Source organism: Hoylesella enoeca JCM 12259, from assembly GCF_000613405.1.
Classification (GTDB): Bacteria; Bacteroidota; Bacteroidia; order Bacteroidales; family Bacteroidaceae; genus Prevotella; species Prevotella enoeca.
Window position 1 is genome coordinate 1 of record NZ_BAIX01000012.1, and the last position, 16,539, is coordinate 16,539.

The 16,539-nt window shown below is 42.5% G+C and carries 9 protein-coding genes; 3 read left to right on the forward strand and 6 right to left on the reverse strand.

The window, feature by feature from the left end:
* Positions 1–187, forward strand: a 187-nt coding sequence (locus JCM12259_RS16710; protein ID WP_036888599.1) for a hypothetical protein, incomplete at its 5' end; no start/stop codon positions are given.
* A 154-nt stretch (positions 188–341) separates the two neighbouring features.
* On the opposite strand, the gene JCM12259_RS05460 is transcribed toward JCM12259_RS16710, so the two are convergent.
* From JCM12259_RS05460 to JCM12259_RS05485, 6 genes are all read right to left on the reverse strand, one after another.
* The gene (locus JCM12259_RS05460; protein ID WP_172793017.1) at positions 342–3,131 is read right to left on the reverse strand and encodes a M16 family metallopeptidase; all 2,790 of its coding nucleotides are present in this window, start codon (positions 3,129–3,131) and stop codon (positions 342–344) included.
* Positions 3,132–3,173: 42 nt separating this feature from the next.
* The gene (locus tag JCM12259_RS05465; protein ID WP_036888601.1) at positions 3,174–4,271 is read right to left on the reverse strand and encodes a hypothetical protein; all 1,098 of its coding nucleotides are present in this window, start codon (positions 4,269–4,271) and stop codon (positions 3,174–3,176) included.
* A 76-nt stretch (positions 4,272–4,347) separates the two neighbouring features.
* Positions 4,348–6,024, reverse strand: coding sequence for a hypothetical protein (locus JCM12259_RS05470; RefSeq protein WP_025065694.1), 1,677 nt, complete (start codon positions 6,022–6,024; stop codon positions 4,348–4,350).
* A 25-nt stretch (positions 6,025–6,049) separates the two neighbouring features.
* Entirely contained in the window at positions 6,050–6,805 is a 756-nt protein-coding gene (locus JCM12259_RS05475) for a DUF4843 domain-containing protein (protein ID WP_025065695.1), read from the reverse strand.
* Positions 6,806–6,825: 20 nt separating this feature from the next.
* On the reverse strand, positions 6,826–8,442 hold the full coding sequence (locus JCM12259_RS05480; protein WP_025065696.1) for a RagB/SusD family nutrient uptake outer membrane protein: 1,617 nt from the start codon (positions 8,440–8,442) through the stop codon (positions 6,826–6,828).
* A 22-nt stretch (positions 8,443–8,464) separates the two neighbouring features.
* A complete protein-coding gene (locus tag JCM12259_RS05485) occupies positions 8,465–11,515 on the reverse strand; it encodes a SusC/RagA family TonB-linked outer membrane protein (RefSeq protein ID WP_234396565.1) in 3,051 nt (1,016 codons plus the stop codon).
* Positions 11,516–12,061: 546 nt separating this feature from the next.
* On the opposite strand from JCM12259_RS05485, the gene JCM12259_RS05495 reads away from it, so the two are divergent.
* Complete coding sequence (locus tag JCM12259_RS05495; RefSeq protein ID WP_234396566.1) at positions 12,062–13,495, forward strand: hypothetical protein; 1,434 nt, start codon at positions 12,062–12,064, stop codon at positions 13,493–13,495.
* 441 nt (positions 13,496–13,936) lie between these two features.
* Positions 13,937–16,522: a DNA gyrase subunit A gene (gyrA, locus tag JCM12259_RS05500; protein WP_025065699.1), complete on the forward strand. Its 2,586-nt coding sequence runs from the start codon at positions 13,937–13,939 to the stop codon at positions 16,520–16,522.
* Positions 16,523–16,539 lie beyond the last annotated feature (17 nt).

Genomic DNA, 16,539 nt, shown 5'->3' on the forward strand with positions numbered 1-16,539 from the left:
ACTCGAGCCGCTGATCCGCAAGTTTGAGGAAGCCAACGGCATCGCCCCCTTGGTCTTACAGTTCACCGGCAAGACGCAAGGTTCGGGCAAAGACAAGACTTATGAATTGGTTTACACCACCAACTCGCAGAAGAAGTTGTGGGTCAGGAAGGACAAAGACGGCGGACTACAAGAAGTGAAAAGGTGAATTAAAGGTGAAAGGGTGAATTAAGGGTGAAAGGATGAAAGGATGAGGATTGGTTTGGTAGGTACAGTAGGTGGGCGGCGCGAATTAAATGGAAAAGGGTGAAAAGAGGTTGGAACTTCTTTTCACCCTTTTGTGTGGGGATGTTTTACACAGATCAGTTCTGTGGTAGCATAACGACTGATATACGATTGCCGCTTTGCAGAATTTGCTTCATCAAATTGCAGAGGTCTTGTGGTGTTTGCGATTTGATGATATCCTTGTAGCGGGCATGCAGATCAATGCCATATTTGCGATACATACTGATGACTCCGCTCCAGTAAGCGTTGGTCTTGACGGCATTGTCCACATTTTTAAGCATATATTCTTTGACCTTGGCCAACATCGATGCATCGCAAGTGCGCGTCATTTCCTCGGCTTCACGCTGAATGATTTGCAGGGCTGTGTCCTTTTTCTCAGGCTTCATCGGACAGGTCACAAGAATGGTATAGTCATGATAACCGTCTTCGATGGTCGCATTACCCTCTGCACCGCACGAATAGGCAGCTCCGGCATCTTCGCGGATCGTTTTGAGGTAAACCATGCTGAGTATCTGACCGATCATATTTGCCCGCACCGCATTTTCGATCGTATAAGGCAGATCGGTGTTGTGCCATAGGATATAGGCTATTGCTTTTGGCGTCTCCATCTTGCGATAGAATGTGTTGTCAATGACTCCCTTTTGGAACGACTTGATGAGATGTCCTTTCTCAATCTTTCCTTTGGCCGGAAGCGAAGCAATATAGCGACAGATGAGCTTGCGAAGTTGCGGTTCGTCAAAATCACCGATAAAACTGAATGTCCATGCTCGTGCATTGGCGGTGCGTTCACGGGCTATCTGCAAGATACGAGCATAATCGATCTTGGGCAGATCATCCATCAAAACGGGTTCGAGTCGTGGATTATGGCCATAAATCGTGGCAGCCAGCGAGTCTCCAAAAATGACATCGTGGGAGAGATTGCGATTTTTAAGAACGATTTTCCACGAGTCTATCAACTTGTTGAAGGCTTTATCGTCACGCGTAATATCGGTGAAATAGAGGTGTACCAATTGGAGCATCGTTTCGACATCGCGTTTGGATGAAGAACCACCGACACCGGTATAGAGATCTCCGATGGAGAGATGAGCATTGGCTATCTTTCCGGCCAGAATTTTGGGGAGTTCCATACTGGGGAATCCGCCCAAGCCGCTGATGCCGATAATATCATCAAACACAGCGAGGTTGACATAATCTTTGGGACCGTAAAGCGACTTTCCGCCATAACCTGCGGCAGAGAGATAGACTTGATCTTTCTTGAAGTCGGTCTTCTTTAATACCACCGTTACACCATTAGACAGGGTTAGTTCGGTATAATCGAACTTATCATTCTTCTTTTCTTTGACGATTCGGCCAGGTTTGGGTAACTTGGTCATCAACGGTTGACTCTTGACAGTGTCCACATAAGGAGTGAGCTTGGCGCTTCGGGCAGAATGTACAGCTTCGAGCAATGCTTCACGAGTGGGGTAGACATTGCCTTCTTTCTCGTTATTGAAGTTGACAATGACCATATTACGATCCGTTTTCGGCAACAGTTGCGGGAGGATTGCATTGATATCACTCAGTGGTATCATCGGGACTAGTTCTTTCATGATCTGATAATAGTCCTCGAAAGCAGGAATTGGCTCATTGGATAGGAAGTTGCCTTTGTAGTCGTCGGCAAATGAAGCACTGCTTCGCTTGTCACGACTGTTGTATGCCTTATCAAGTCCGCTAAGAATATTAGCCTTGGCACGATCGTATTCGGCTTGTGTAAACCCGAATTCTGAGGCACGATAGGCTTCGACCAATGCAGCTTGAATGGCAATGGCGGTCTTTTCAATATCTTTCGGTGCGGCACTGATCGTGAACGCATTCTTGGTTTTGGCAAAGATAAAAGATCCGTCTCCGGCACTGGCACCGATAAAAGGACATTCGGGCTTTTGTGCCACTTCGGCGTATCGATCATTGAGCATCCCGAGTGCTAAGTTTTTGACATAATTGGCAACGATGTAATCCATCTTGCCTTTAAGAGAGTCGGGCCACGCTTCATGTTTGAACATCACCTCTACGACACTGTTAGACTGCTCCTTGTCTTTATCGATGACAATGATGGGCTGTTCGTTGTCTGGTACCGGTTCGTCCTGTATGGGTGCCATCTTATCGGGATTCTTGATAGACCCGAAGAGTTTCTTGATCATCGCCTCCGTGTGATTGACATCTATGTCGCCTACGACAATGATACCCTGATTGGACGGATGGTACCACTTCTCATAATAGTCGCGCAGTTCTTTGGGCTTGAAGTTATCCACCACGCTCATCAATCCGATCGGGAAGCGCACACCATACTTGGAACCAGAATACAATGTCGGGAGATTGCGTTCCAACATACGTGAATTCGCACTGGTTCGTTCGCGCCATTCTTCGTGAATGACACCGCGCTCTTTATCGATCTCAACAGGGTCGAGTGTGAGTGCACTGGCCCAATCATGCAAGATCAATAGACAAGAGTCCAACGCACTTTGACGAGTGGTAGGTACATTGGAGATATTATAAACGGTCTGATCGATGGATGTGTAAGCATTCAGGTCGCCTCCGAACTTTACACCAAGCGTCTCACAATAACGAATCAGCTCATTTCCCTTAAAGTGATCAGTACCATTGAAACACATGTGCTCGAGAAAGTGTGCCAATCCACGTTGACTTTCTTCCTCTTGAATGGATCCCACTTTTTGAGCAATATAGAAGTCGGCACGATGTTCGGGCCAGTTATTATAACGAATATAATACTTCAATCCATTAGGCAATGTACCGATGCGCACAGCTGTGTCGACCGGTATCGGGGGAATCTGTGTTTGTGCGACCACTTGAAAAGAGGTCAGCACAAACATTCCCAATAGAGTTTTTCTTAGACTTTTCATCATCTGTCAATCTTATTTTTTAGCAGGTGTGGTAAACTTCACTGTCTGTAAACGCCCCCATTGGCCATCTATATTCTTCGCTATTGAACAGGCAATGTAGGTTGTATTCGGCATTGCATTCCATTGCGCTTTATCAACACGATATTGGTTCCAATAAGGATCATTTGGAACTTCTTTCTGTAACATTTTGATTACACCTTCTTCTCCCATGTCCGGCTTGTTAAACGCCTCCTCGGTAATGATGAGATCACGGTGAAGCGAAGCCTGATCATTAGGCGTGTAAACTACCATTTGGAAATAACCGGTAGACTCACTGCCACCGAATTCGCCGATTTTAATGGAAACGGAAGCCTCGCCTTTACCACCGAGTTTCTTAGTCGTCACAGGTATTTTGGTTATCTCTTGGAAGATACCATTCTTGTCCCATGGCAATACGCATAGTTCATAGGCTGTATTAGGAATCATTCCGCGCCATGTGTAAACCTTTTCTGTCGTATAATCTTTTCCGCTGAACTGCTTGATCATATCATACGCATTCGAGAAGCCCATCATATGACCATGCTGTTCGAGAGTCTTTTCAATTGTTCCAGCTTCAAATTCACAAATAGCAAATCCTGCCACTTCTGCATTAGGGGTAAACTTGATGGTTACACTGTCCGGACCAAGCGCAATGACTTGCCCCACAACCTCAGGAGAAACAAAACCTTGCCGCCTTGGAGCAATGAAAGAGACACGCTCAACTTTCCCGACTTTCCCATCTTTATCATAACCTAAACTGATCAAAGTATATTCTTTTTCGGGCACAACAACAAGTCCGAAATCCACAAGTTTTTTATCCTTGATATCGTCTGTATATTTCTGCTTTTTCTGATTACTAAAATAGTCTGCAATATTATCATCTCCAATCATCGAAGCAATGTCCGAAGTAAAGAGGGCGAGACAATAAGCTTGACACTCAGGAGACTTTTTAAGTGAAAATGTCGGTGCAGCTGATTTAGCTGCATTGACGGTAAGTTTCACTGTCACTTTTTCGTTCTTTTCTGCCGCATTAAGAGCAAATACGGACATAAACAACAGCATAATGCTGCTGATGCATTTTCTTGAAATCATATTTTTATATTTATCTGTGAATAATCAAAGATGGCAAGGGGCACACAATGTGCTGCCCCTTGCAACCCATTGTTAGTTAATACATATCATAGTATGCACTTATAACTCCCAGCTGCTTAATGGAAACAACTTTTCCACCAACATTATATTTCTTGAGAAAACGAGGTGCAGGTAAATCCATTACGTTGTAAATCAAAATATCACCGTTCTCACATCCAACAATCAGATGAGGATAATCCATTATATCCACATAAGCAGTCTCCCTATCATAAGTTATAAAAGTAATCTTAGAAGTAATACCTTCAAGTGGCAATTTTTCTATCCGCACAGTTGAAGACGCCCAAGTAGAACCTCGGACAATTGCATAAACCTCTTTACCCTCAGAGAATAAATCATAATAGGCTTTTAATCTATTCGTGATACGTTCTCCTGCGGCCACAAGAAATTTCGTATCCTTGTTAAGATGATGTCCCTCAACTTCATAAGGAAAATAGTAAGTGTACGCCATCGGAATATTCAAACGTCGTCCACGATTGTCTATCGTAAATGTTCCTACCATCGATTTACCTCCTGTGTTATAATAAATCTGGAACCAGCTGTTGTTGTAATCATAATACTGACCTCCATTGATATTAGTTAAGAACAATACTTCCGCATCTTCCGGCATCTCCATAATTGGAGCACCTTGCCAATTAGGATAACTCAATGTGGTCATCCAGCTACGATAGCTACCGTAAGTTCCTTCTAAGGAGGTGGCAATAACCACTCTTCGGTTTTTCTCATCATAGCAAGGAATATTGGTAATTCCCCAGCAAGTATGTCCAAATGAAGTGATCTTATAGCCTTTCTCATCAAGATAGTAAGGTTCGGTAAGGAATTTACCACCCAAATAATTCTTTGACATCTGGCGGGTAAACACTCTTCCATCTTGTGTTGCTACCCAGGTAAATGCCGGTGATTCAGATCCACCGACTTCCTGGTCTCGCCGTGCACTGACCTTAAAATTAGTAGGTGTTCCATCAGCAAATCTTGAACTTAAATCCCATACCTTTTTCAGGGTAGAAGCATCAAATACCGACGCATCTCCTTCTTGTGTGGTAACCGTAATTGAACCCGTTTTACTTACATTTTTTGCAAAAGCAACATCCAATTGCTTCGGTGTTCCTGGGATGTCTCCTGCCATGTTTGGTTTAAGTTTGAAGTCTTGAACCGTAAACTTCCCACTCGCATCTCGTGTATATCGTAAACTCATTACAGACAGAGTACCAATATTAGGTGTTTCTGGCGATTTTACAGAATAGACAATAAAATCTCCATCTGCAATTGGTGGATAAAGAAAGATTGTCGTCTTTGCTTTAAACGAGACACCGGTAGATTTTTCAATGATTGCAAAATCTCCGTTCAAGTAAGTTTCCGTAGGATAATCTTCTAATCCAAGCCGTTTCATGAACTCTTCGGTCGGAATAATCTCTGTCAACTTATCAGAAAAAACTTTTCCATTATACCGCCATTCGTAGCGTACTTCCTGGCTGCGTTGTAACGAATCCAAATTACCCCAATTGAACACTTTCGAAGCGTCTATTTTTGTATTAGATCCACCACGTCCAACAATTTGGATTGGCTTAGAAGATACATCAATCAACCACGTAGGCGGTTTCAACGATTCATATTTATAATTGCCATCATCACTGAAACACGAACCCAGCAATATCGGCATAAGCATCCATACAATGGCATATTTTATCTTTCTCATAATGCTTGATATTAATAGATATAGGTTATACATTTACCGTCATAATACTTCCATCCTCTTCCTTTGCTTGATCGGGATGATCTGTTAGCCACTTCTTGAATTTCATTACAAGCTGTATTGCTTTATAAGGAGCTGTTTTCAGCATCTCCTCATTCAGTGTTGCTCCCGGATCGATATATAGTAGGAATAACTTATATTTACGACTTGAATATGTGCCAAACAAATTATTGGTTACCTCCGTATCCCACCATTCTGGTTTCACGGCATCACGTATGAGAGTCACGATAGCTCGTATACGCTCTGTCTGTCCCAATCGTAGATCACCCATAGGCACAAGTTCTACAGTAAGTCTTACTCCATGCGGCATATCTTTAAGTCGTGCCGATCTATACATCTTGATAGCGATGGTATCGCTTCTATTAGTTGCACCCTCAGCAGCAGGACGCGCTCTAAAAGTATAATGATCTGCCAACTTATATTCATCAGAGGTCGCTGTCGTCATCTCAGGCACAACCTTTAATTGGAACATTTCATCCTTTGTCAAATCTCTTCCTGCCATATTGACAACAACCTGAGCCTCTAACTCATTCACATCGTCGGCATAGAAAAAGAAAGATGCAAGTGTAGAATCTGCCTTTTCTTTTCCCGGTGACGCCGCGTCTTTATAGAATTTCTCAAAGTAGATATAATGTTCGTCTCCAAAAGTAGTCAGACTTTCTTCCTGGCAGGAGGAAAATAGTAATAGTGCTGTCAACGATAGAAAATACAAATACTGTTTCATAATCGAATACTGTTTTAAGATTATCTTGTTTCGTCAATAGGTATCGGAAGTACACTTTCGGCGTTGGTAAAGGGAACAACATTTCCATTATCCCGTTTAACGCCTGCATTTAATCGCTTATAAAGATAAAATAGCTGTCCTTCGCTAATCCATTCGCGCTGTCCTTCACGTACCAAGTCTTTTACAAAGTCGTCAAATGAGTTTTGCACCGGCAAATTATACTCGCGCAATCCTCTTTTCTCACGCATCGTATTCAAAATTTCGTATGCACCGGCAAAGTTGTTCTTTCGCGCCTCGCATTCGGCAATAATATATCTCATCTCCGAAGTACGTAGCAGAGGAAAGATATTAATGGTACGATCACGTTCTTTTGTGTCTTTTTCTTTAATATACCACTTGGTAGAAAGAGGATTTCCATAAGAACCTGACGGTTCGTAGATGAGGCGCTTAGCTCGAATATCCGTTCCAGACTCGTCTACTCCACCGGTCGTCTTGAAAATATCCTGTCCATTTTTATTGATGACACACAGATTATACTGTGCCGGACTCTGCTTCACACGTGGGAACTGGGCTTCCAAGGTAGACAGTTTATTCTCCATCTCATTGTCTCGATATAAACCCATTATTAAATTACCAACCATTCTTATATCACGCATTTGCTCTGGCTGCTCATCCCAAGAAAAAGCGAAGTTCTCATCTTTAAATGGGCTGTATGTAGTAGACTGTGCTCCTGAAAAGGTTGCATTAAGTATCTCTTCGGCATAAGCCTTAGCCTTGTCCAAAGAGGTTGGGTCGTAAGTGCCATTATATTGATAAACTCTTGCAAGCAATGCAGTAACAGCCCAATAAGAGAAGCGATAGCCTCGGCCAAGGAAAAACTCGTCAACCTTACTTTTATCGGCTGCCCCTTCCATTCCATAACTCAATTCATTATAGAATCGAGCATTTCCCGATACACTTGCGCTCAGTCCTAATGGTGTTTCATCAAAGGTCTTTACCAAAGCCCGTGCTTCTTCTAAGTCGGCAATAATCTTATCCAGTGTTTCCTTAACCGTAATATGCTGTGCCTGTGTATTTGGAAAGTCAGTTATATACGGAATATACACTCTGCCATCATCATTAACAGGAGCAGGAGCAAAAAGACGTAACATATCGAAATGCAGGAAAGCTCTTACAGCCTTGGCCTCACCGAGAATAGTATTCTTCTCTATTTCTCCTTGACTGAACTTATCGTTGCCCTCTCCCTCAATATTCTGAATGAGGTTGTTAGCAGAAGCAATAATATTGAATGCTTTCAGCCAGAGTTGATCGAGCTGCGGGCGCAAGTCTTTATTACTATACTCGCGCTTGCCAGCAGCAATCAAGACCGTACTATTCAAATCCGCAGTGGGAACATTCAGACTGTACTGATTAGAGAAGAAATCGACAAGTCCGAATTGTAGATTTGCTCCATAAAGATCATCGGTGACCATATTCTTGTATAGTCCATGCAGAGCCGAGCGATAACCGTCGCCTGTTTCAAATAGTTCCTCGGATGTAGAACGTCCTTCCACCGGAACATCCAACCAGTCACTACAGCTGACGAACATTATCGACAACAAACCTGCCATTAATATTGAATATTTTATCTGTTTCATATTCTTGAGCATTAATAAAGTATTAGTAACTTGCACGCAGACTTATACTGTAAGTATGTGCATAAGGATAAGAGAGGCCACGCTCAACCTTAACCGTACTCCACTTGGCTAAATCAGAGGCATTAAACGCTACGGACAGCGCACTGAGTTTGAGTTTCGATGCAAATTTCTTACCAAAATCATAGCCTATGGCCAAACTATTGAAATGAATATAGTTATCATTCTGTACAAAGCGAGATGTGGCATTGGTGTAACCATTTTCACGCAACCCATAATAAGGAGACACATCGCCCACCTTACGCCATCGCTCCGTAATGATACGACGGTCTACATTCGAGTTCTTTATATCGGCATTTTCCACCTTCGAAACTAATGTATGATTATAGTACTGACCACCAAAAGCATAAAGGAATGAGGCGTTAACAAAAAAGCCTTTATAAGCAACATTGAAACCGAATGAGCCTTGAGCATCCGGTCTTGTATCACCGCAAACCACCATATCAGCCGAATTCCATTCTTTGGTTATTGTTCCATCTTTTTTCAAGAATAATTCTTTTCCGGTTGCCGGATCTATACCCAATGAACGAACGGCATAAATGGCAGAGGTAGAAGCACCGACATAGTAAAGAATAGGAGGAACAGAGCCACCGCCTCCCGAATGTTCCGAACTGTAATTGTCGCGTATTTTCTTATTATATTCTTCTATCGACTCATTTAATTTAGTTATTTTGTTTGTGTTGGCTCCCATTGTAGCATTTAACACCGCTGACCAGTCGCGATTACGGAAAAGTGTAATATTCGTTTTAAGTTCAAAACCTTTATTAACCACCGCACCGACATTACCTTGGTAAGATGTAAAACCCGATGATGGACGAATGCGTATCTGGTCGATCATACGGTCTGTCATCTTTCTATAATACGTCGCCTCTATGTAGAATCGCCCTTTAAAAAGTTCAGCAGTAAGACCGAAATCCAATGTCTTCGTTAGCTCCCACGACAAATTCGGGTTACCTATTGAAGAAAGATTAACAGCAGGACCAGTATAATACCACGACGAAGTATCTACCTCATAGCTGGTGACGACATCAAAGCGTGAGAAACTAACCTTACCAGTGGTTCCATAAGTTCCTCTCAATCGCAGAGAATTGATCCAGGGAATGGATTTGATGAACTTATAATTGTGCGCATTCAGACCTAAACCGATAGAAGCGAAAGGAGCAAAGCGTTTATCCGGTGAGAAATTTGACGAACCATCAAGGCGGAACGATGCATCCAGCAGATATATCTCATTAAAAGTATAGTTGAGTGCTGCTAACCAGCCGAATGTACGTGTGGTAGATTCTGTTTCTCTTGTCTTCTGAGGCTGCTGTGCTGCGTAAATAGGTTTGTTAAGACTACCGATATTGAAACCTTCCAATTGGTAAGATGTTGATTTGCCGATCTGTTCCTGTACATCAAGACCACCCGACAGATTAACAAAGTGATTGGCAAATCGCTTGTTATAATAGAGCATAACATTGGTTTTCCACTGCAACGACGTATTGTTACTGGTGTCAAGTGTTCCTTTCTTATTATTACTAAGCGACCTAAACACAGGGTCTTTCGGATCTTTAAAATTCCTTGTCTCTTCTTTTATTTGGCTCACACTGAATGTACCCCGTACATAGAAATTCTGAGCAAAGTAAATGTTCACGCCCAAATTATTGGTTATATCAGTCGTATTACCTCGCCCTGAGTAGCTATGCAGATACTGCTCCTGCCACAGTGGGTTTGTTATCTTTGACATTGGCAATGTGCTCAGATATTTACCGTCTTCACCATAGATAGCATCATAGGGTTCTAGCTTGGCATAACTGCCGAAATTACCAAAGGGAGAATTCTCATAAGTAGAATGGTTCAATGTTACTTGATTCTGTATCTGCAACCATTCTTTCAGACGATAGTCTATCATCATTCCTGCTCCATAACGATCACGGTAAGAACCTTTCATCACACCTGCATTCTTATCATAATTCACATTGAGCATATAGCGCATAGAGTTCACACCTCCAGAGAGCGAAACATCATTACGCCAGTTATATGCATTGCGCAATGGACGTGAAAGCCAATCGGTATTAACACCACGGCGTACTTCATTCAACTTGTTATTGAATTCAATTTCTTTGTCAATGGTAGACGATATATCATAACCTTCGTAGAGACCGGCATCTTTCTCTACCTGCAACTTTTCGGCGGCACTGGTTAGATTGTAATCTGAAAGATCTGGGAAAGTAAGCTCGGCAGTTGAATTATAGTCAATGCGTATCTCTCCTACTTTCGGCGGAACACTCGTAACAACAACGACTCCGTTTGCAGCACGTGAACCGTAAAGAGCTGTTGCTGCAGCATCTTTGAGGATAGTGATACTCTGGATACGGTTAATATCCATATCATAGATTTTTTGCACACTCACTTCAAATCCGTCAAGCATAAAGATAGGCATATTAGGATTATCGCGTAAGTTCGTACGACGGGTAAGCGCTTGTCCATTAGCATCAAACTCTTGACGTGTTATATTTGATGCGCCACGGATATTAATCTCATTGATATGGTTAGGATCAGAACCAAACCCAGCATTGTCGAGAATACGGAACGAAGGATCGAACACCTGCAAGGCTTTCACTGCATCCTTAACATTCACCTTTTTCAGCTCATCGGCCGTTACAACAGTCGCTGTACCTGTAAAACTGTTCTTTTTCAGTTTTTGAAAACCCGTTACCACAACTTGATCTATTTGTGCAGCATTCTCTTCCAAATAGATCGTGAAGTGACGTTTTTTTCCAACAGTAAACTGACGCTGTTTAAAACCGATGTACGTAACTTGGAAAACATCCGTAGGAGAACATCCGTTAATAGTGAAGCGACCACTACTATTGGTTACAGTTCCTTTGACCCCATTTTTCGCTCGCACGGTTGCTCCCACAATCGGTTCATTCGTGGAATTATCAATAACAATTCCATCGATCGTCACCTTACCCGAAGTATCGGTAGCCTGTGCACAAGCCCGATCACTGAATGTGAATAATGCGATCACTCCTATAATCACATTCAAAAGCTTTGATAAGTTTTTTCGCATAGGTATTACAAAAGTTTAAGTTTTTAAAGTTCACAACGCATAAGGAAGTGAGTTTGAATTTAGTGTTTGCAAATATATATTTTTAAAGATTTACTTCCAAATCTCAAATCCGGCGCTTATCCCGTTTGTTGCAGTGCAACAAACTGATTTACAAAACAATTATCAGGTATCCATAAAATCATTTCTAATATTGATTTGCAACATCTTTTTTGATCGATTTCCATTTTAACTCATATTTTTTCGTACCTTTGTCATCGAACATGAAGATATAGTTCCTCAAATACAAGATAGCAACGCTTATTAACAAAACTATTTAAAATGGCTCTCAGAAAAAGAATATTACCATTACTACTGTTAGGAATTGCAACCCTATTATGTGGTTGTCAGGATCGTGTACAAAGTAAATTAGAGAAAATCGATTCGTTATTGACGCACGATAATGTAGATGCTGCTCACATGTATTTACGCACTTTGCCGCCCATACAGCCGGAAAACAAGCAGGATATGGCCTATTACACACTGTTGAAAACGGAAATCCTCTATCGAAAACAACTTCCGATAGCTAACGATTCCATCGATTACCCAATGTTTTATTATGAGCAAAAAGGATTGAAAGACAAGCTGGCGAGGGCTTATTATTATAAAGGTGTAATACAATTCTTTTATCGAAACAACACGTTAAACGCCATCACACTATTGAAAAAGGCAGAGAATATCGCTCGAGGACAAAGTGATCCGACGCTTTTGCACAAAATTTATTCCACCATCTGTTACGTAAACCTTATTAATAAGAACTATGCCACCGCACTCGTGTATGCTCGACTGGCACGAAATATAGGTTATCAGACACAAAATAAGATGTGGATTGCTTACAGTCTCACCTATACGGCGAATGCTTATAGCGGTTTGGAAGAACCGGATAGCAATTTGAAGTATCTCTTAAAGAGCTTAGCGTATTACCAATATTTGAGTCGAGAAAACCAGTCGGTATTACTGGCCAATATAGGTGATGCTTACAATCAAAAGAAAGATTCGGTGAAAGCCATCACTTATATTCTCAAAGCATTGAAAGAGCGGCCGGACAATTATACCTATGCCATTCTGACCGATCTCTATATCCAACGGGGAGAAAACGACAAAGCCTATAAACTTCTGCTCAAAGCGCTTGAGAGTCCAGATGTATACACCCAAGAGAAAGCGCTCTATAATCTGTTCCGCCTAAAAAGAAAGATGGGCGATTATCAAGAAGCTGCACGCTTTGCCGATTCTTTACTAGTTTTCAAAGAGAAACAGCAGAAAGAATGGCAGCAAAATAATATTTATGAGATTCAAAATCGATATGACAAGGAGGAAAGCGAGAGGCGAATCCGCTCCTATAAGTTCTACACCGGTAGTCTCATTGGCCTTTTTATCCTCATTATCATTACGTTTTTGCTCTATCACAAATACAAAGTTACGAAAGCCAGACGTAATCTTTTGCAGAAGCATCTGCTCTTGAACGAATACAGCGGCAAACTTGATGAGATGAAGCAATCACAATCCATAACACATAAAGAACTGACGGCTTTGCGACAAAAAGTGAACAATCTCAAAGACAAAGAAGTTCGAACGCTCAGCAACGGTAAGCAACTCTATGAGAGCATCATGCAAAACCGAAACACAGTGCATTGGAGTAGCCAAGACTTTCTTGACTTTTTGGAATATTGCAAGTTCATAGACGCAGCTTTCATCACCCAACTCGATGAGATATACTGCCATCTTTCCCCACGCCAATATCTCTTTCTGATTGCTACCAAACGTATGAACAAAAACGAAACCGAGATTGGTTCCATTCTTGCGATAAGTCCGAGCAGCGTGCGTTCCATCAAGAGTCGTATCAAGAATAAACGAACAAGAAAGGAACTTCTACCCCAAAATAAAGCTCCCAAAGACGCTTGATCAAGTTGATCAAATTGTTTGTCCCAATCGCTTTTATCCGCTGCGATAACCGGTATCCATTCTTCTGTTGAAATATTTACATTTTAACCCGATTACAATTTACCGTTAATCATTATACAATTAACGGTAAGTTGCACTGCAATTGAATATTAAATGCATTCTATTTAACCGTTACTTGAAATCGTGAAAAACGTTTGTAGATTTACATCAGATATCGTCTTGAAAATCGATTCACTGATAAACCGACGCAAACACACATGAGAAAATCTTCCCAAAACAGTTATGAAGAGGAAGGAGCGATCGTTCGATTTTCGCTCTAAAAGTTTCGTCGTGTCATATATTTTTTGTAATTTAGCCCCGCGTTAAGAATAGCCCGAAACGCTTAGAACGCAAATAAACGGCTTTCTCGCGAATATTCATTCAAAAACTATAAGACAATCAATGGACGAAAATCAGACAATTGATCAGGACCGGATCATGAAGATCAATATCGAAGAGGAGATGAAATCTTCTTACATCGACTATTCGATGTCGGTCATCGTTGCTCGTGCGCTTCCTGATGTGCGTGATGGGTTCAAGCCGGTGCATCGCCGCATTCTCTACGGAATGCTCGGTATCGGTAACACCAGTGACAAACCATATAAGAAATGTGCCCGCGTGGTGGGCGAAGTGTTGGGTAAATATCACCCGCATGGCGACTCTTCAGTTTATGGAGCACTGGTGCGCTTGGCACAGGATTGGAACATGCGCTATACATTGGTGGACGGTCAAGGAAACTTCGGAAGCGTAGACGGCGACTCTGCTGCTGCCATGCGTTACACGGAGTGCCGTTTGTCAAAGATGGGCGAACACATCATGGACGACTTGGAAAAAGACACCGTCGACATGACTAACAATTTTGACGATTCTTTGCAGGAGCCAACCGTAATGCCAACCAAGATTCCGAATCTGCTCGTCAATGGCGGAAACGGAATTGCTGTGGGTATGGCAACCAACATGCCGACGCACAATTTGAGCGAAGTAATCGACGGTTGTTGTGCGTATATCGATAATCCAGACATCGATACCGATGGACTAATGCAATATATCAAGGCTCCCGACTTTCCGACAGGTGCCTATATATACGGTTTGCAGGGTGTAAAAGATGCCTACGAAACCGGTCGTGGTCGTATCATTATTCGTGCTAAAGCCGAGATCGAAAGTGATGAAAGCCATGATAAAATCGTTATTACCGAAATCCCTTACGGTGTCAACAAGGCGCAACTGATCGAATATATTGCCGATTTGGTAAAAGAAGGAAAATTGGAAGGTATTTCCAATGCCAACGACGAATCTGGACGACAGGGCATGCGGATTGTGATCGATGTAAAGCGCGATGCCAACGCCAATGTCATTCTGAACAAATTGTTTAAGATGACGGCTTTGCAAAGCTCGTTCTCTGTCAACAACATCGCACTGGTAAAAGGTCGTCCGCGCATTCTTTCACTGAAAGAGTGTGTGAAATATTTTGTAGAACATCGCCATGATGTGACTATCCGACGCACGAAATATGAATTGAAGAAAGCGCAAGAACGTGCGCATATCCTCGAAGGACTAATCATAGCATGTGACAATATAGACGAAGTGGTGCACATCATTCGGGCAAGTAAGACACCAGCCGACGCACAACGCAATTTGGAACAGCGGTTCGAGTTAGACGAATTACAGTCGAAAGCCATCGTGGATATGCGTCTGTCACAACTCACTGGTCTGCGAATGGATCAGTTGCATGCGGAATACGAGGAGTTGGAGAAGCAGATTGCTTATTTGCAATCGATTCTCGATGATCCTGAACTTTGCAAGAAGGTGATGAAGGACGAGCTCAACGAAGTGAAAGATAAATATGGAGACGCACGTCGCACAGAGATCATTCCCGATGAGCACGAGTTCAATGCCGAGGATTTCTATCCCAATGACCCAGTGGTGATCACCGTCAGTCATTTGGGATATATTAAGCGAACACCGCTGAGTGAATTCCGTGAACAAGCTCGCGGAGGAGTAGGAAGTAAGGGGGCTAATACCCGTGAGAAAGACTTTACGGAATATATTTATCCTGCAACGATGCACCAAACCATGTTATTCTTCACAAAGAAAGGACGGTGTTATTGGTTGAAATGTTACGAAATACCCGAAGGCGACAAGACTTCAAAAGGACGTGCCATTCAGAATTTGCTCAACATAGATCCTGACGACACAGTAAACGCATTCCTGCGATTAAGAGGACAGGGACTCAGTGACCAAGAGTTCGTCAATAGTCACTATGTGGTCTTCGCCACTAAGAACGGTATTGTCAAGAAAACTTGCCTCGAAGCCTATTCTCGTCCACGCACCAATGGTGTGATTGCCATTAATATTATGGAGGGCGATGAAGTGATCGACGTGCGTCTAACCAATGGACAGAACGAGATCATTATGGCTAACCGCAACGGACGAGCTGTTCGTTTCGATGAGCATACGATTCGGACGATGGGTAGAACGGCTACAGGTGTACGTGGAATGCGCTTAGATGAAGGCGACGATGCCGTTGTTGGCATGATTGTCGTCAATGATGCCGAAAACGAGACAGTGATGGTAGTCAGCGAAGAAGGCTATGGCAAACGCTCATCGGTGGAGGATTACCGCAAGACTAACCGTGGCGGAAAAGGCGTCAAAACGCTGAGTATCACCGAAAAGACGGGTAGACTCGTTTCGATCAAGAACGTAACCGACAACAATGATCTGATGATCATTAACAAGAGTGGCATCGTTATTCGTCTGTCTGTGGCTAATGTGCGTGTAATGGGCCGTGCCACACAAGGCGTTCGTCTCATCAATCTATCTAAAAAGAATGATGTCATTGCCAGTGTTTGCAAGGTTATGAGTTCGGAACTTGAAGCAACGGTAGAGGAAGAGAGCCGTGCACAATGGGCACAAAAGTCTGAAACGATACGTAAAGACAATACAGCCCAAACCGAAGAGACTCTCAACGAAGAAGAAAACAATCAATAACTTTTAAAAACAATACG